Origin of the sequence: Anaerorudis cellulosivorans, from assembly GCF_025943985.1 — a bacterium.
Lineage (GTDB): Bacteria > Bacteroidota > Bacteroidia > Bacteroidales > Dysgonomonadaceae > Anaerorudis > Anaerorudis cellulosivorans.
On record NZ_JAPCWE010000002.1, the window covers coordinates 193,097 to 209,798 of the forward strand.

Below are 16,702 nucleotides of genomic sequence, written 5' to 3' on the forward strand. Positions count from 1 at the left end.
CATTACCCAAAATCGTGAGGGTGGAACCACCATGTGATTTCACCCTCCGAAATTTATTTATTTTTGCCCTATTCCCCTATATTCGAAACCGTAAGATTCGAGTTCTTCGCGATTGTAAATGTTTCTTCCGTCCACTACAAGATAATTGTTCATGATCTTGCGCAGAATACCCCAATTGGGCAAACGAAACTCTTTCCACTCCGTAGGCACTATCAAGGCATCGGCATCATTAGCCGCATCGTAAATATCGCTTGCATAGTAAATACTGTCACCCAAATAACGTTTGGCCTCCTTCATTGCAGCCGGATCATAGGCCCGTACGTTCACGCCGGCATCGAGCAGACTGCGAATAAGGGTCAATGAAGGTGCATCGCGCATGTCGTCTGTTTCGGGCTTGAACGACAATCCCCACACTGCCGCCGTTTTCCCTTTTATGTTGCCTTGAAAATACGCATTGAATTTACGGAAAAGAATGGTCTTCTGCCGGTTGTTTACCTCTTCAACAGCCTTGAGCACATTCATTTCGTAACCCACATTCTCGGCCACCTTAATGAGGGCGCGGATGTCTTTCGGGAAACAACTCCCCCCATAGCCGCAGCCGGGATAAAGGAATTTTTTTCCGATGCGTGAATCGCTACCCATCCCCCGACGCACCATATTGACGTCAGCGCCTACCTGTTCGCACAAATTGGCTATATCGTTCATAAAACTGATACGTGTGGCAAGCATGGCATTGGAAGCATATTTGGTCATTTCCGACGACAATATATCCATGAATATCACCCGAAAATTGTTCAGAAGAAACGGACGATAGAGTTTGCTCATCAGTTCCTTTGCCCGTTCGGTTTCCACACCAACCACCACCCTGTCAGGGCTCATGAAATCGTCCACAGCTGCCCCTTCTTTCAGAAATTCGGGATTGGAAGCCACATCAAATTCAAGATCGAACAAGCCGCGCTCATTCAACTGATTACGAATCAGCTCCTTCACCTTATAGGTAGTCCCTACGGGTACTGTACTTTTCGTTACAATCAATATGTAACGGGAAAGGTTGTCGGCAATGGTTTTTGCAACTTCAAAAACAGCAGACAAATCTGCATTGCCCGTTTCGTCAGAAGGAGTTCCAACGGCAATAAAAACCATATCCATATCATTCAGGACAGAGGGCAAATCGGTAGTAAAATGCAGCCGATCTGCTTCGTAGTTGCGCTGAACAATAGTGGTCAAGCCGGGTTCGTAAATAGGGATGATTCCGTTTTTCAGCCCTTCAATCTTTTCTGCGTTAACATCTACGCAAAACACGTTGACTCCCATTTCGGCGAAACATGCGCCCGATACCAGGCCAACATAACCGGTACCTACAATTGCAATATTCATAGTATACTATCGTTTTTTAAATATCTTTTCAAATTTCGTATTGGATAAAGAATAGTGAGAAAACTGATGACGCTCACCGAAACAAAAACAATGAAGATATCCGTTGCCTTCACTACAACCGGATAGGCTTCAACAATGTAAGCTCCCGGCGTATCGCCAAGTCGCAACAAACCGAAATGCTGTTGCGCCAGGCACAAAATCAAACCGACCGCAATACCGACGACGATTCCCCAAAAAGCAATGAGCCACCCTTCATAGAGAAAAATACGCGAGATCAGCTGATCGGATGCTCCCATATGCCGAAAACTCCGAATATCTTCTCTCTTCTCCACAATGAGCATGGAAAGCGATCCGGCTACATTGAAAACCGCTATGAGCAAAATAAAGGCAAGAATCAGAAACGTTACCCATTTTTCGATCTGAAGCATATTGTACGACTCTTTCTGTTGCTCATACCGGTCTTCTACCGCATATCGACTGCCTAGCGCATTCCGCATTTTTTCTTTAACCTCTTTTACCGAAGCACCCGATTTGAGTTGAATATCGAGAGAAGAAACCTCCGTGTCATATTGAAAAAGCCTTCTCGCCAACTCAATGGGGATAATGGCCATATCTTCGTCATATTCCGGCTGATTCAAACTGAATATTCCACCAATTTGAACGGCTTCTGTTGTAAATGCACCGGCAGGATTTGCCAAATTTACCTGCACATCACGCTTGGGGGCATAAATCAGAATGGGATGAACAAAGCCAGCACGTACCCCCAACGTAACAGCCAACCCGGCCCCGAGAGTAGCATAATTTACCGAATCTTCACGCAACCGGAACGTTCCATCGATAATCAGCTTGTCCATATCGGTGAGATAGTTGAATTCCTCCGACACACCTTTCACTAAAACCGGCACCTGTCGATCTTCATACATGAACAATGCATTTTCTTCCAACGATTCCGAAATCAGCCCGATTTCATCTAACGATAGAATTCGTTCGAATTCGGGCATATGATAATCAAAAACTTTTCCTTCCTTTACCGTAATTTTCAGATCAGGATCAAAGGCACTGAACATCCCTTCGACGATGCTGCCAAAACCGTTGAAGACTGACAATACACACACCATCGCCATTGTTGCTACAGCAATGCCGATCACCGATATCGATGAGATGACATTGATGGCATTATGCGATTTTTTTGAAAATAAATACCGTCGGGCTACAAAAAAAGGAAGATTCAAAGCTGACTTGTTTTATGCGTTCTTCAACAATTCATCAATATGGTCAATATAGTCGAGCGAGTCGTCGAGATGAAAGATCAACTCCGGAATAATCCGTACTTGTTTCCCGATACGGGTACCCAAATCGTAACGGATTGTCTTGACGTTATCGGTGATATTTTTCAACAGCTCATGGGCTTTTTCCGATGGAAAAATACTCAAATAAACGTGGGCCACACTCAAATCCGGCGATATCCGCACATGAGTAACCGAAACAATAACGCCTTTTGTTTTTTTGGTCTCTGTCAAAAAGAGCTCACTCAACTCTTTTTGCACCAAGCGATTTATTTTTTCTTCTCTGTTTGTTTTCATAGACGCTTTATTTTTTTCGAATGAGGGTCAATCCATCACGCACGGGAAGGATCACTTTTTCTACCCGATCGTCTTTGGCCAATCGATTGTTAAACGCCAAAATCCCTTTTGTTTGAGGATCGGCATGCTGCGCATCCGTCAGTACTTTGCCGTTCCAAAGTGTATTATCGGCAATAATAAATCCTCCGGTACATACCTTCGGAAAAACCGCTTCAAAATATTCCTCATATTTTCGTTTATCGGCATCGATAAACACCAAGTCAAAAAAATCGTCCTCAAAGGTAGGAATTATATCCAGGGCATCGCCGATGTGAAGGGATATTTTTTCTTTTTGTGATGACCGATTAAGGTATTTGCGGATAAATTCCTCCATTTCGTCATCGATTTCAATCGTATCCAAATGTCCTTCTTCGGTCAATCCTTCTGCCAGACAAATAGCGGAATAGCCGGTATATGTACCGATTTCCAACACGTGTTTGGGGCAAATCATGCGCACAAACATCTTCAACAACCGACCCTGCAAATGACCGGCAATCATGCGCGGTCGCAACAGATGCACATGAGCATCACGACTGAGTTCTTTCAACAAATCGGGTTCGGCATCGGAATGTGTACAGATGTATTCTTCGATAAGATCCATTTATATCAACCTCTTATATTGCGTTGATCCGACAAAGCGACTTCATTTTCCGTTCTTCCATCAGGTTGTGAAATCGGGCAAATAATAGTTATCCGCCGCCTGAAGAATCTTCCAAGCCTCGTTGATGTCGATATAGGTTGTCCCTCCTTTTTCGCCAAAACTGCCACCCAAATAGGCTACCCTGTCTTCGGGTTTGATCATGCCACTCTCTATCAGTTTCTTTATGGCATTGATGTAATAAGCCCTTCTGCTCTCCTTCAGGTTTTCGGGACCTTTTCCCGGTTGGAACTCCGCCCATATCCCGTAGGACAACGAAAGTTCACGTGCCAACCGTTCGGTTGTGGTTATGGCAAAAACAGGACTTCTGCCCCGAAATGCCGCCAATACACGTGCCGTGCGACCGGTATGACTATCGGTGATGATGGCTTTCGTATTTAATTTAACCGCCGACTTCACGGCCTGTTTAGCGAGAAAAGAAGTAACGTCATGATCTTCGGTGGGATCATAGGGAACCGGGATATCGTTCTCTTCGAGCTTCGTTTTCTCGGCTTCATACGACACTTTCGTCATCGTGCGCACCGCTTCCACCGGATATTTTCCATAAGCGGTTTCTCCGCTGAGCATCATGGCATCGGTACGATAAAAAATAGCATTTGCAATATCCGTGATTTCAGCACGCGTGGGACGCGGATTCTCAATCATTGAATGCAGCATCTGCGTGGCCACAATAACGGGTTTTTTATGATGGATGGCTTTACGGATGAGTACGCGTTGAATGCCGGGGATCTTTTCCTGAGGTACCTCGATACCCAAATCGCCACGAGCAATCATGATCCCGTAAGCTACATCCAAAATTTCGTCGGCATTATCCACCCCCTCCTGATTCTCGATCTTGGCAATAATTTTGATGGGGCTCCGATATTCATCGAGTATTTTTTGTACCTCCAAAACATCTTCTTTGTTGCGCACAAACGAATGGGCTATGAAATCGATATCGTTTTCAACCGCCAAACGGATAAATTCGCGATCACGCTCGGTGATGGTAGGCAGATTGATGCGCACACCCGGAATATTCACACTCTTGCGGCTCCCGACAACGCCATCGTTTTGGACACGGCACACGATATAATCGGGGTGCACCTCCTCCACTTTCAAATCAATTTCGCCATCGTCAATCAGTATATCCTCGCCCGGTTGCATCACTTTGGCAATATCGGGATAGGAAACATAAATTAACTCACGCGAAGAAATACCGTCGGGATTACCGGCGATACGGATAAGATCGCCCGTATGCAGTTCAATCGGGGCCTCCACCACCGTTGTCCTGATCTCGGGACCTTTTGTGTCGAGCAACAACGCAATACGATTGGATGCTGCTCTGACATTATGAACAATCGTTAGAAACCCTTCTTTACTCAGATGCGCCGAATTCATGCGCACCACATCCATTCCTTCATTAAAAAGTTGTTGAATAAAAGAAGTATCGCACCGTTTATCGGAAATGGTGGCTATAATTTTTGTATGTTTATGCATAATCAAGTTTTCTTCCTGTTGATTTTTTTCTCTTCTGTAAAATAGGCTAGTAAAAACATTGTTTAGAAACACCTATCAGAATTTTTTGTTTTTACCTTTCAGTGCTTCAATGGCCAAACGATACGAATCGAGTCCAAAACCGGCTATCAGTCCCATGCACACGGCAGAAATCATCGACCGGTGACGAAATTCTTCCCGGGCGAAAACATTGGAAACATGCACCTCTACCACCGGTGCAGGAACTGCCTTAATCGCATCGCGAATGGCTACAGAAGTGTGCGTGTAGCCGCCTGCATTAAGCACAATACCGTCGCACCCAAAACCTGCCTCTTGAATTTTGCTAATGATTTCTCCTTCTATATTGGATTGAAAATATTCGAGTTCGATATCGGGAAAAATCTCCTGGAGTTGAATGAAATATGATGCGAACGAATCGTTGCCATATATATCCGGTTCGCGTACGCCAAGCAAATTAAGGTTTGGCCCATTAATGATTTGAACTTTCATCGTCTTTACACCTTTTATCACACAAAGATACAATTTTACGACCTAATTTACCTCAAACACAGTTTACTTTTTTGGCCGGTCGACAATAATATTCCCTTCTTACTGAACCTTCATTACAGCGAATACGTTATTAAAAGAATCACAACTTAAAACTTTAAAACAATAATGAAACCGAAAATTGCATTTTTTGATACAAAATCGCATGATAAAGCATCATTCCTTGAAAAAAATCAACAATATGGCTTTGAAATTAAATTTTACAAAAGCCATTTGAGTAAAGATAATGCCATATTGGCCAAAGGAGCCGATGTGGTTTGCATCTTCGTCAATGCCGAGGTGGATGCCGAAGTAATCGATATTTTGGTAGAAAATGGTGTAAAACTCATCGCCTTACGATGTGCAGGATATAATAATGTAGATTTGAAAGCAGCAAAAAACCGAATCAAGGTAGTGCGTGTTCCGGCATATTCTCCCCATTCCATTGCCGAACATACGCTGGCACTCATGCTTACGTTAAACCGCAAAATTCACAGGGCATACAACCGGACACGTGAAGGCAATTTCTCGCTTGAGGGACTGATGGGATTCGAAATGAAAGGAAAAACGGCCGGAATCATTGGTACCGGGAAAATCGGGAAAATTGTAATGCAAATCCTCAAAAGCATGGGAATGAACATATTGGCATACGATCTCCACCCCGATACGGAATTTGCAGAAAAAAACGGCATCCGATATACTACGCTGGACGAATTGTACCGGGATTCGGATATCATTTCGCTTCACTGTCCCTTAACCAAAGAAACGGAGTACCTCATCAATAAAGATTCGATCGATAAAATGAAAGAGGGAGTAATGATCATCAACACCGGAAGAGGGAAACTCATCAATACGAAAGATTTGATTGAAGCACTCAAAGATAAGAAAGTGGGCTATGCGGGTCTTGATGTTTATGAAGAAGAAAGCGATTATTTCTACGAAGATCACTCCGATGTTGTTATCGACGACGACATTCTGGCCCGTCTTCTGACCTTTAACAATGTTATCGTGACTTCACATCAGGCATTTTTTACAAAGGAAGCACTTGCTGAAATTGCCCGGACAACCTTGCAAAATATTCAGGATTTCTTTGACGGGAAACCACTGGTGAATGAAGTATCGGCTTAATTTCCTTTAAACGCTTAAAATTATCATTGTCAACAAGCCGACGAGCAAAGTTTCGATAATGATCCAATCGCCGGTTCTCAAGAAGCGCTTTGCGTGCTTTCTTCCTTGGCTTTATATGCAATGGCATAAAACCGTATTTGCTTTATAACGGCAAGGAGTCCGTTGGCACGCGTTGGCGAAAGATGTTTGGTAAGGCCGATTTCATCCATAAAATGCAAATCGGCATGGATAATCTCATCGGGAGTGCGACCGTTAAAAACCCGCAGCACCAGTGCCAATAATCCTTTAACAATCACGGCATCACTATCGGCCTGAAAATAGAGTCGTCCATCGCGATATGCGGTTTGCAGCCACACCCTGCTCTGGCATCCCTCGATAAGATTATCGGGGGTTTTATATTTTTCGTCCAACGGTTCCAATGCGTTTCCCTGCTCAATAATGAGCGAATATTTATCCAGCCAGTCATCAAAAGCATTGAACTCGTCAATAATTTCCTGTTGTACTTCGTCTATCGTTTTCATACATTAACCTTCTTGTCCGATAATGAGTTTATTTAATCGGCTTTTTCCAAATAGATGACCTCCATCACGGTTTGCCCTACCGCTTTCAGTGTGCTACGATGAATAGTATTCATATTATCGTCGTGCGTATGCCAGTGGGCGGCAAAACCGGTTGGAGTATTATCTTTGATATTGATGATATCGACAGCAGGTGCACGATGATTTTTATTCACCGGCAAATGATCGTCGGTAATATAGCCGTTATTGCGGTTAATGAAAAACTGCCCGTAACCCAGATTTGCAGCCGTGCGCCAAATTTTCTCCACCACGTTGGCTGCATATTGCACCGAATACCCTTCTTTCATAAATGTAGCATCGGGCGCTCCAACCATGTCCAGCAAAATGCCATAGGCAGCTTTATAAGCGGGAACATGCGGATTTTTCGACCAATACTCGGAACCAAGACACCACCATTCACCGGGCAGGGTACGCGTATCGAAAGCAGGTTGCCCTGCATCCTCCAAATCAAAGAAAATAATATCGATGCCCACATCGGCAGGTTTATGTTGAAACTGACGTGCAATTTCGAGCAACACCCCTACACCGCTTGCACCGTCATCGGCTCCGAGAATAGGCTGTTTCTGTTTGTCGGGATCGGTTTCTCTGTCAGCCCATGGACGCGAATCCCAATGAGCAAAAAGCAAAATCCTTTTCGTCTTTTCGGGCTGATAACTTCCGATAATGTTTCGCATGTGAAGAATACTGCCGTCGTAATGCTTGATATCGGCTTTTTGTTCGATAACCTTTGCGCCGAACTCCGTAAGTTTTGCAGCCAAATAATCTCCACAAGCGCGATGAGCATCGGAATTGGGTACACGCGGGCCATAACTTACCTGTTTTTCGACATACCGATAAGCACTATCGGGATTAAATTCGGGAGATACCTTAACGTATGACTCAACAACTTCCGGCAGGGAGGTATCTTTTTGACTTTTGCACGAATTGCACGAAACGATCAGCGATAATCCCATACCGATCATTGGAATAAAAAAAATGCTGTGATAGTTCTTCATTGATTTCCCCCGATGTGTTTATGTTTGTTTGAGAATAATCCGATCGTTTGTAACCGTTAATGCGGTTTCAGCTCCCATCATCAAAGGATAATTGTCTTTAACGTGTCCTGCCGGAAAACCAAAACAGATGGGAAACGTATAGGAGCCGACTACATCCAAAATCGATTCGTAAAGTGGGTTATACATCTCATTGTCTTCACTATAATCGGTGAAACGACCGACAATAAGACCTTTTATGTTATCGAAAACGCCGGCCAGCTTCAACTGATACATCATTCTGTCCACACGATAAGACTCTTCGCCGATATCTTCAACGAAAAGTATGCCATCTCGGGGAACAACTGCAAATTTTGAACCTAAAATACCGCAAAAAACCGACAGATTACCTCCGAAAAGCTGTCCGCTTGCCTCCCCTTTCCGGTTCAGCGCGCTATATTCAGTCACGCCGATTTCATAATCGATTCTCCCTTCGGTCAAAGCGGTTTTGGTGTAGGCAACAGCCTTGTCCGATGCTCCCTCTTCGGCAAAATGTTTAGCCATGGGAGCATGAACGGAAACAATACCGTTGCTTAGCAACGCAAAATGGAGGGCGGTTATATCGCTATAACCCACTACCCATTTGGGATTTCGAATCATCCCCTCAAAATTGAGCCTGTCAAGCAAATGCACCATACCATAGCCACCACGTGAACAAAAAATCAGGTTGACCTCGGCGTCGTCCATTGCTTTTTGCAAATCCGACAGTCGCTGTTCTATCGATCCGCTAAAACGGCCGACACGGCATAAAGCATTTTCGCCCACCTCCACCTTCAGTCCCCATTCACGCAGAATAGATGCGGCTTTATCAACGATATCCGCATCTATTTTCCCCGCAGGGGAAACAATAACCGCCTTATCTCGAGACTTCAGTAGAGGAGGACGAATCATCTATTTATCTATAACTTACAGAAAGATTTTATGCATCAATGTTTGCATAAGTGGCATTTTCTTCAATGAATTCGCGTCGAGGTCCCACATCTTCCCCCATCAACATGGAGAAAATCATATCGGCATCAGCCGCATTTTCGATGGTTACCTGACGTAACGTTCTGCGTTCCGGATTCATCGTAGTATCCCAAAGTTGTTCGGCATTCATTTCACCTAACCCTTTATAACGTTGAGAATGGATGGCATTTTCGTTTCCATCGGCATACTTATCGATAAAAGTCAGCCGCTGACGTTCATCCCAGCAATATTCTTCGATTTTCCCCTTCTTGCAAAGATACAGAGGAGGAGTAGCAATATACACATATCCCTTTTCGATCAAAGGTCGCATATGACGGAAGAAAAAAGTAAGAATCAACGTCGCAATGTGGCTTCCATCAACATCGGCATCGGTCATAATAATGATTTTATGATAACGGAGTTTCTCCAGATTCAATTCTTTCGGATCCTCCTCCGTTCCGATGGTTACACCAAGTGCCGTATAAATGTTACGAATTTCTTCACTCTCCAGCACCTTATGCGGCATGGCCTTTTCCACGTTTAGAATTTTACCGCGAAGCGGAAGAATAGCCTGAAAGTTGCGATCGCGCCCCTGTTTGGCTGTCCCGCCGGCAGAATCTCCCTCCACAAGGAAAATTTCGCATTTCTCGGGATCTTTTTCCGAACAGTCGGCCAATTTGCCCGGCAATCCGCCTCCCGATAAGGGCGATTTGCGTTGTATCATTTCACGAGCTTTTCGTGCAGCGTGACGTGCCGTTGCAGCCAACACCACTTTCTCTACAATGATTTTGGCTTCTCTGGGATGTTCTTCCAAATAATACCCCAATGCTTCAGCCGTTGCCTGATCGACAGCTCCAATCACTTCGTTATTTCCCAACTTGGTTTTGGTCTGACCCTCAAACTGTGGTTCGGCTACTTTCACCGACAAAACAGCGGTTAATCCTTCACGAAAATCGTCACCGGTAATTTCCACTTTTACCTTTTCGAGCATTTTGGAGTCTTCGGCATATTTTTTCAGCGTACGCGACAGTCCGCGACGGAAACCCGTAAGGTGTGTTCCTCCTTCTATCGTATTGATATTGTTCACGTACGAAAATACGTTCTCGTTGAAAGAGGTATTATAGGTCATGGCGATTTCTATGGGAATGCCCTGCTTTTCGGTTACGATATGAATTGGCTCGGTAATCAAAGGCTCTTTGGTACGATCGATATATTGAACAAATTCTTTTAATCCCATTTCGGAATAAAAACGTTCACTTTTGTACGATCCATCTTCTTTCTTGACCCTTTTGTCGGTAATCATGAGTGTTATCCCCGCATTCAGGAAAGCCAACTCACGCAAACGCGTTGCAAGAATATCGTAACGAAATTCCAATACTTTAAAAATGGTATCGTCCGGTTTAAACGTAATGATTGTTCCGGTTTTATCTGTTTCTCCGACGACTTTCACATCCGAATAGGGTTTCCCTCGCGAATATTCCTGCATATAGATCTTCCCGTTTCTATGCACCTCCACTTTCAGGTAAACCGACAATGCGTTTACACATGAAACCCCTACTCCGTGAAGACCGCCGGAAACTTTATAGGTTCCCTTATCGAATTTTCCCCCGGCATGCAGTACGGTGAGTACGACTTCGAGTGCCGATTTTTTCTCTTTTTCGTGAAAATCGACCGGGATGCCCCGTCCGTTATCTTTTACGGTAATGGAATTATCTTCATTAATAATCACACGTATCTCGTTGCAATAGCCGGCAAGTGCTTCATCTATGGAGTTATCGACCACTTCATAAACCAAATGATGCAATCCTCGTTCGTTTACATCTCCAATATACATCGCAGGCCGTTTACGAACAGCCTCCAAACCTTCGAGCACCTGAATATTTTGCGCCGAATAGGCTGAACTTGCTGATTGTTTCTGTTCCTCAGTCATTTTATATGCTTAAATATTAGTACGTTAAATTTTCGCTGTATGAATTTACAAATCGTACAAATTTACAAAAAAAATGCCATACAGGCAAGTTTTTTCACCCTTTTCTGTCGGGTTTTCCCTCAATTTCATTGCCCATAGAAAACAGTGTTGAAGGCGTATGAATGTTCTGCAGGTATAAGGTTATTTATCGAAATTTAACAGAAAGTAAAAAATAAAAACAACAAAAGCCGAACCCTCATGAGCACGGCTTCAGCTATATGAAATCAATCCGAAGAAATCAGGCCAGCTTATTTACATGAGCTGCCATTTTCGCCTTCAGATTATCAGCCTTATTGCGATGAATCACATGTTTCTTTGCCAGCTTATCCAACATAGAGCATACTTGAGGATACAACTGCTGTGCCTCCTCTTTTGAAGTTGTATTACGCAGCTTGCGAACTGCAGTTCTGGTGGAGCGAGCGACAAAGCGATTGGATAATCGACGCGCTTTTGTTTGTCTGATTCTTTTTTCTGCCGATTTATGATTTGCCATAATTTCGTTTTAACTTCTCTATTAATCTTAGGTAGCCTATAGGGGAGTCGAACCCCTCTTTCAAGAATGAAAATCTTGCGTCCTAACCGATAGACGAATAGGCCTTATTGGTATCGGTATATTTATTTTGTAAAAAATCTCCGTTCAATTTGCGGGTGCAAATATAGAGCCTTTTTTTTTAACGGCAAAACATTTCGTTCATTTTTTGGAAATCCAGAGTCAACCGACAAGTGCAAAACGAACCCCACCTTCTCCGCACCAAGTCCGTACCAAGGCTGCACCATCCTCGCTCCCGGTTTTTGCCTTTTTTGCGGCAAATACGCAGGTGGTTTTTACCCTCGATTCACAAAATCCGTTCTTTTTCTCCCTGCCTTGAAGCAAGCATGAAGCAAGCATGAAGCAAGCGTGAACCATCGATTGTTTGAATATATGCCGTGAAAACAGTAAAAAACCCGAAAGACGGTAAAGATTTCTTCCGGGTGTAAATTCAGCAGCCAAGAGCTAAACGCCCTGGCTTTGCAGGAAAACATCGCTCAAAGTACCGTATTTCTTATTTGAATTTGGTATTCGGTATACGAAGTGGAGATTACCGGAATCGAACCGGTTACCTCAACACTGCCAGTGTTGCGCTCTAGCCAGATGAGCTAAACCCCCAAAAATTTTCTGCAAAGATAGAAATTTTGTTTATATTTGCAATCATAACGGCAACGAAAAAAATGACAAAAGAGCCGAAAGAACGTATCATTATGGGAATCGATCCCGGAACGCAAGTGATGGGATACGGCGTATTGTGTGTTATCGACAACAAACCTGTAATGGAAACGATGGGTGTGATACAACTCAACAAGTATGAAGACCAATACCTGAGACTGGCAAAAATATATGCCCGTGTGATTGGTCTTATTGAAGAATATCTGCCCGATGAAGTAGCTATCGAATCGCCTTTTTTCGGGAAAAACGTGCAAAGTATGCTTAAACTGGGTCGTGCACAAGGAGTTGCCATTGCTGCCGCCATTTCGCGTGATATTCCCATTTTTGAATATGCTCCGTTAAAAATAAAGATGTCCATAACGGGAAACGGCCGAGCAGCCAAAGAACAAGTGGCTTACATGCTTCAGAAAATATTGCATATTCCCGACGAAAACATGCTGCCCCAACTCGACGCAACCGACGGGTTGGCCGCTGCACTATGTCACTTTTACCAATCCGACATAGGGGTCGAAAAGGTTAAATACAAAAGTTGGAAAGATTTTGCGAAACAAAATCGGGAGAGAATAAAAAAACAACCTTAAAAAGGGAATCATCCCGATAATTTTTTATCTTTGCCCTATGAACGAACTCATTTCTCACATCGAATTTTTGCTCCATACCCATGATTGTGTAATCGTTCCCAATCTGGGCGGATTCGTGCTTAATGTTTACCCTGTCAAAAAGGACGGATGGGCAGCGTTTGATGCTCCCGAATGCGAATTGATATTCAATCAAAATCTCACCTACAACGATGGTCTGTTGGTTGAATCGTTTATGAAAACCGAAAAGATTTCTTTTGAGACGGCCCATAAACGTGTAGAAGCAGGGGTAAAGGAGTTGAAAAGTGCTCTTCAAGAAAACGAAACGGTAGCTTTCGGAAAGCTGGGGACTTTCAGCATGAATAAGGAAAGGCGCTATTTATTTACACCCGACGATACGTTTGTGAGACCCGAATATTTCGGACTTAAAAAGGTTGCGCTTCAACCGATGATCCATGTGCAACCCGTTGCTCCTCTTGCAGAAACGCAAAAAATCCACCGAATGACAGTACGGAATGTGGGAATCGGTGCAGCTGTTGCAATCACACTCACCACTATCCTACTGCTTTCTCCGCTGAACAAAAACAGTTATCTGAGGCAAGATGCCGAAATGGCATGGGAAAGTAGTTTATTCAAAAATAATGAGGCAAAACCCACCTCCCATAAATCAACAGGGTTAACCCAGGCGATGACTCCGACAACTACCCTTGAACAACCTGTCAATGAAAAAACGCTTGCTCAGCCTGTTGTGGGAAACGTAACTTCACAAAATTCCAACAATACGTCGACAGATGTTGCTATAAAAAAATTTTATATAGTGATGGGCGTGTATGAGGTACGCAAAGTTGCAGAGGAAATGAAAGCTATGCTTGAATCGGAGGGTTTCACCCAAACTTCATGGCTTGAACGTCCGGGCAGAATTGATGTTTATGCTGCATCATTTACCGATCCTGAAGCCGCCAACGATTTCCTGAAAAAAGTTCATTCTCAATATCCTCATCATCGCGATGCATGGATATTAAACTATTAAAATGGTTGAAAAACACGTCACGTTAATTCCTTACGGTGGTTTAGCTAATCGAATGAAAGCGATAGAATCGCTTCTTCATCTCCTAGGTGATGCCGAAGCGGAAGGAATGTTTGTATGGTTTAGAGATAAAGGGCTTAATTGCCGTTTCGATCAATTGTTTCAACCCTTGCAGGTAAAAGGATTGATTCAAAAAGAAGCAGCGTTTACCGATCTTTTTTTATACGATCGTCCCCGTTTAAAGAATTTTTACATCCCCTCTCTCTTTCAACAACTCTTTTATCGCGACTGCCTTCACGAAAACGAGGTTACGCAGCGGGTTTATGACCATTTTGATTTTAAAGAATGGGTACGGACAAGGAACAACGTTTATTTATCATCCTGTATTTTGTTTTATCGTAATCCCCATAAAAGATTATTCGCCCATTTTCATCCTCTTCCCCATTTGCAGGAAAAAATAGATGCCGTATGTGCAACATTCTCCTCATATACCCTTGGCATTCATATCAGGAGAACAGACAACACAAGAGCAATTGAGAAGAGTCCCACCTCGCTTTATACACAAAAAATGAAAGAGGAAATCGACAAGCATCCCGACGTAAAATTCTATGTTGCCTCAGACTCGCTAGAAGAAAAGAAGCAGCTTTCCGTATGTTTTCCGAACAGGATCATCACAATGGATAAAAGCACAAGCCGCTCTACAATAGAAGGTATGCAAGATGCTCTCGTTGAACTCTATATACTTTCGCGTACCCATGCCGTTTTAGGATCCCCTTACAGTTCGTATGCCGAAACCGCAGCCTTGATAGGAGATATACCCTTCGAAAAAATGACATTATGATGGCTGAAAAAACGATTTTTTGTATATTTGTCGAATAATGAAGAAAGAAGTTTATCCGTTAAAAAAGAGAAAAAATATGAACATCCAAAAATTAATCCGCCCAATAGGAATACTATTTCTTTTCCTTACACTATCTCTTGCGGCAGCCCAACAAAAAAAGGCGCCACCGGCATTGGAGAGTGACAAAATTGTAAGCCAACCCGATATCGATCCGATGTTTACCGGAGGTACGGCTGCCATGCATCAATTCATTGTCTCAACATTAAATTATCCCAAAGAAGCCATCGAAAAAAATATTCAGGGATTGGTCGTTTACACATTTGTAGTTGAAAAAGACGGAACGCTTTCCAACTTTAATCTTATTCATCATGCCGATTCATTGTTGGATGCCGAAGCCCTGCGAATTCTGAAAGCAATGCCGCCGTGGAGACCCGCTAAATATAAAGGCGAAGTTGTACGGGCAGAAACATACGTGCCCATGTATTTCAAGATAAACAAAAATGCCCGAACTGCTACAAAAAAGGGGTCTTCTCAGGGTAGTTCTATTGCAAAAACCAATCCTAACATATTGGCAAATGAAGAAATTCTTGCGATTGTGGACGAAATGCCCCAATATCCCGGCGGAGAAGAAAAGCTGACTGAATTTTTATCGAAAAAAATCATTTACCCTTCTCAGGCACTCAACAACGGTATTGAAGGACGTATTCTGTGCACATTTATTGTGGCAAAAGACGGCAGCATATCCAATATAGAAGTTTTGCAAAGCCCCAATGATGAACTAAGTCAGGAAGCTGTGCGGGTATTGAGTCTGATGCCAAAATGGAATCCGGGAATAAACAACGGCGAGAAAGTTAACGTAAAATGCGTTCTCCCTATCGATTTTAAAATAGACGAAACGCCTATACCTACTACAACAACAACACATTAATTTTTTCTAATCTATATGCAAAGAGGGTGTCTCACAATGTGATTTCACCCTCTTTCTATTTTGTACTTTTTTGGAGAACAATTTCAACTATTCAATTTCCTCAACGGCTTGTTTTTTATTTTGATGCAGCCTCCTCATTTTTTATATCGTTTGAAACAAAAATCGATTTATTCCAGTTTTAATTGAAATTCGCGCAAACCTTTATAGGTATTGACAAACAAACGAAAAGAAACGGGATCCGGGTTTCCCGGAGAACGCAAACTCGTTATCAGAAACGAAGCATAAAAGGTCTGTGGATATCCCGGAGGATCGTTATTCCGTGAATGACTGAAATACAAATTGATAGTAGAAGAAGTCATGTCTCTGAATAGTCCGATACGATGCAATTGGGAGTAATATTCTGTTTCGAAAATCATATTGAGATAACCGCCACTTACCCACACGCTCCGTATCTTTACCGGATCAGTTGAAAGCTGCTGAGAAAAAGCCAACGGTTGTATGTCTCCGGTGAAAATATCTGACACATGGTTTACTTTTACGGTATCCTCTCGAAGTGGTGTATAGTTAAGAATCACACGCTGACCGGTGTTGCCTGAATAATTTATCGGCTCCTTCGGAATTAGCACCCGCCGGTTATCAAGTTGAAAAGAAATACGTCTATCAAGATTGACAACAGTAGCAAAATCCACAAAAAAATCGTCGATACGTTCTGTTTCTTTCTCGCATCCGGTAGCAAGAAAAGAAATAACGATTACCAGGGTGACGAATAATTTTCTTTTCATTTTCGCCTCAAC

Annotated in this window: 17 protein-coding genes and 2 tRNA genes; 5 read left to right on the plus strand and 14 right to left on the minus strand. The window is 43.1% G+C overall.

Going from position 1 to position 16,702, the window contains the following annotated elements; all coding sequences use genetic code 11:
- Positions 1-57 precede the first annotated feature (57 nt).
- The 6 genes from OLM34_RS01615 to aroQ form a co-directional block, all read right to left on the minus strand.
- Entirely contained in the window at positions 58-1,377 is a 1,320-nt protein-coding gene (locus OLM34_RS01615; protein WP_264404779.1) for a UDP-glucose dehydrogenase family protein, read from the minus strand.
- The gene (locus OLM34_RS01620) at positions 1,374-2,609 is read right to left on the minus strand and encodes an ABC transporter permease (protein WP_264404780.1); all 1,236 of its coding nucleotides are present in this window, start codon (positions 2,607-2,609) and stop codon (positions 1,374-1,376) included. Before OLM34_RS01620 ends, OLM34_RS01615 begins: the two co-directional genes overlap by 4 nt.
- 12 nt (positions 2,610-2,621) lie before the next feature.
- Positions 2,622-2,960, minus strand: coding sequence for a 30S ribosome-binding factor RbfA (gene rbfA / locus OLM34_RS01625; protein WP_264404781.1), 339 nt, complete (start codon positions 2,958-2,960; stop codon positions 2,622-2,624).
- A 7-nt stretch (positions 2,961-2,967) separates the two neighbouring features.
- A complete protein-coding gene (locus tag OLM34_RS01630) occupies positions 2,968-3,600 on the minus strand; it encodes an O-methyltransferase (protein WP_264404783.1) in 633 nt (210 codons plus the stop codon).
- Between the two features lie 60 nt (positions 3,601-3,660).
- Entirely contained in the window at positions 3,661-5,133 is a 1,473-nt protein-coding gene (gene pyk / locus OLM34_RS01635; RefSeq protein WP_264404784.1) for a pyruvate kinase, read from the minus strand.
- 75 nt (positions 5,134-5,208) lie between these two features.
- Positions 5,209-5,640: a type II 3-dehydroquinate dehydratase gene (gene aroQ / locus OLM34_RS01640; protein ID WP_264404786.1), complete on the minus strand. Its 432-nt coding sequence runs from the start codon at positions 5,638-5,640 to the stop codon at positions 5,209-5,211.
- A 165-nt stretch (positions 5,641-5,805) separates the two neighbouring features.
- On the opposite strand from aroQ, the gene OLM34_RS01645 reads away from it, so the two are divergent.
- On the plus strand, positions 5,806-6,804 hold the full coding sequence (locus OLM34_RS01645) for a 2-hydroxyacid dehydrogenase (protein WP_264404787.1): 999 nt from the start codon (positions 5,806-5,808) through the stop codon (positions 6,802-6,804).
- A gap of 77 nt (positions 6,805-6,881) precedes the next feature.
- Here the strand turns inward: OLM34_RS01645 and OLM34_RS01650 are convergent, their stop codons facing one another.
- The 7 genes from OLM34_RS01650 to OLM34_RS01680 form a co-directional block, all read right to left on the minus strand.
- Positions 6,882-7,325 (minus strand): SufE family protein, encoded by a 444-nt coding sequence (locus OLM34_RS01650; RefSeq protein ID WP_264404789.1) that lies wholly within the window; start codon positions 7,323-7,325, stop codon positions 6,882-6,884.
- Between the two features lie 32 nt (positions 7,326-7,357).
- The gene (locus tag OLM34_RS01655) at positions 7,358-8,377 is read right to left on the minus strand and encodes a M28 family peptidase (RefSeq protein ID WP_413777175.1); all 1,020 of its coding nucleotides are present in this window, start codon (positions 8,375-8,377) and stop codon (positions 7,358-7,360) included.
- 18 nt (positions 8,378-8,395) lie between these two features.
- Positions 8,396-9,304, minus strand: coding sequence for a S66 peptidase family protein (locus OLM34_RS01660; RefSeq protein ID WP_264404791.1), 909 nt, complete (start codon positions 9,302-9,304; stop codon positions 8,396-8,398).
- 28 nt (positions 9,305-9,332) lie between these two features.
- Entirely contained in the window at positions 9,333-11,291 is a 1,959-nt protein-coding gene (gene gyrB, locus OLM34_RS01665) for a DNA topoisomerase (ATP-hydrolyzing) subunit B (protein ID WP_264404793.1), read from the minus strand.
- Between the two features lie 277 nt (positions 11,292-11,568).
- Positions 11,569-11,823, minus strand: a complete 255-nt coding sequence (rpsT, locus tag OLM34_RS01670) for a 30S ribosomal protein S20 (protein WP_264404794.1) — start codon at positions 11,821-11,823, stop codon at positions 11,569-11,571.
- A 32-nt stretch (positions 11,824-11,855) separates the two neighbouring features.
- A tRNA-Glu gene (locus tag OLM34_RS01675) sits at positions 11,856-11,927 on the minus strand.
- Positions 11,928-12,403: 476 nt separating this feature from the next.
- A tRNA-Ala gene (locus OLM34_RS01680) sits at positions 12,404-12,477 on the minus strand.
- Between the two features lie 62 nt (positions 12,478-12,539).
- Between OLM34_RS01680 and ruvC the strand changes: the two genes are divergently transcribed.
- From ruvC to OLM34_RS01700, 4 genes are all read left to right on the plus strand, one after another.
- Positions 12,540-13,115, plus strand: a complete 576-nt coding sequence (ruvC, locus tag OLM34_RS01685; protein ID WP_264404796.1) for a crossover junction endodeoxyribonuclease RuvC — start codon at positions 12,540-12,542, stop codon at positions 13,113-13,115.
- 37 nt (positions 13,116-13,152) lie between these two features.
- Positions 13,153-14,142 carry an HU domain-containing protein gene (locus OLM34_RS01690; protein ID WP_264404798.1) on the plus strand — a complete coding sequence of 330 codons (990 nt, stop codon included), beginning with the start codon at positions 13,153-13,155 and terminating at the stop codon, positions 14,140-14,142.
- 1 nt (position 14,143) lies between these two features.
- Positions 14,144-14,980, plus strand: a complete 837-nt coding sequence (locus tag OLM34_RS01695; protein WP_264404799.1) for an O-fucosyltransferase family protein — start codon at positions 14,144-14,146, stop codon at positions 14,978-14,980.
- A gap of 76 nt (positions 14,981-15,056) precedes the next feature.
- Positions 15,057-15,908: an energy transducer TonB gene (locus tag OLM34_RS01700; RefSeq protein ID WP_264404800.1), complete on the plus strand. Its 852-nt coding sequence runs from the start codon at positions 15,057-15,059 to the stop codon at positions 15,906-15,908.
- 167 nt (positions 15,909-16,075) lie between these two features.
- Here OLM34_RS01700 and OLM34_RS01705 read toward each other — a convergent pair whose 3' ends face one another.
- Positions 16,076-16,690: a NigD1/NigD2 family lipoprotein gene (locus tag OLM34_RS01705; protein WP_264404801.1), complete on the minus strand. Its 615-nt coding sequence runs from the start codon at positions 16,688-16,690 to the stop codon at positions 16,076-16,078.
- Positions 16,691-16,702 lie beyond the last annotated feature (12 nt).

Bases quoted from the DNA above. Each gene is read 5' to 3' on its own strand.
- OLM34_RS01700 (WP_264404800.1), top strand. From the start codon at position 15,057: ATGAACATCCAAAAATTAATCCGCCCAATAGGAATACTATTTCTTTTC.
- ruvC (WP_264404796.1), top strand. From the start codon at position 12,540: ATGACAAAAGAGCCGAAAGAACGTATCATTATGGGAATCGATCCCGGA.
- OLM34_RS01615 (WP_264404779.1), bottom strand. From the start codon at position 1,377: ATGAATATTGCAATTGTAGGTACCGGTTATGTTGGCCTGGTATCGGGC.
- OLM34_RS01645 (WP_264404787.1), top strand. From the start codon at position 5,806: ATGAAACCGAAAATTGCATTTTTTGATACAAAATCGCATGATAAAGCA.
- pyk (WP_264404784.1), bottom strand. From the start codon at position 5,133: ATGCATAAACATACAAAAATTATAGCCACCATTTCCGATAAACGGTGC.
- OLM34_RS01705 (WP_264404801.1), bottom strand. From the start codon at position 16,690: ATGAAAAGAAAATTATTCGTCACCCTGGTAATCGTTATTTCTTTTCTT.
- gyrB (WP_264404793.1), bottom strand. From the start codon at position 11,291: ATGACTGAGGAACAGAAACAATCAGCAAGTTCAGCCTATTCGGCGCAA.
- OLM34_RS01690 (WP_264404798.1), top strand. From the start codon at position 13,153: ATGAACGAACTCATTTCTCACATCGAATTTTTGCTCCATACCCATGAT.
- aroQ (WP_264404786.1), bottom strand. From the start codon at position 5,640: ATGAAAGTTCAAATCATTAATGGGCCAAACCTTAATTTGCTTGGCGTA.
- rbfA (WP_264404781.1), bottom strand. From the start codon at position 2,960: ATGAAAACAAACAGAGAAGAAAAAATAAATCGCTTGGTGCAAAAAGAG.
- OLM34_RS01630 (WP_264404783.1), bottom strand. From the start codon at position 3,600: ATGGATCTTATCGAAGAATACATCTGTACACATTCCGATGCCGAACCC.
- OLM34_RS01695 (WP_264404799.1), top strand. From the start codon at position 14,144: ATGGTTGAAAAACACGTCACGTTAATTCCTTACGGTGGTTTAGCTAAT.
- OLM34_RS01660 (WP_264404791.1), bottom strand. From the start codon at position 9,304: ATGATTCGTCCTCCTCTACTGAAGTCTCGAGATAAGGCGGTTATTGTT.
- OLM34_RS01650 (WP_264404789.1), bottom strand. From the start codon at position 7,325: ATGAAAACGATAGACGAAGTACAACAGGAAATTATTGACGAGTTCAAT.
- rpsT (WP_264404794.1), bottom strand. From the start codon at position 11,823: ATGGCAAATCATAAATCGGCAGAAAAAAGAATCAGACAAACAAAAGCG.
- OLM34_RS01655 (WP_413777175.1), bottom strand. From the start codon at position 8,377: ATGAAGAACTATCACAGCATTTTTTTTATTCCAATGATCGGTATGGGA.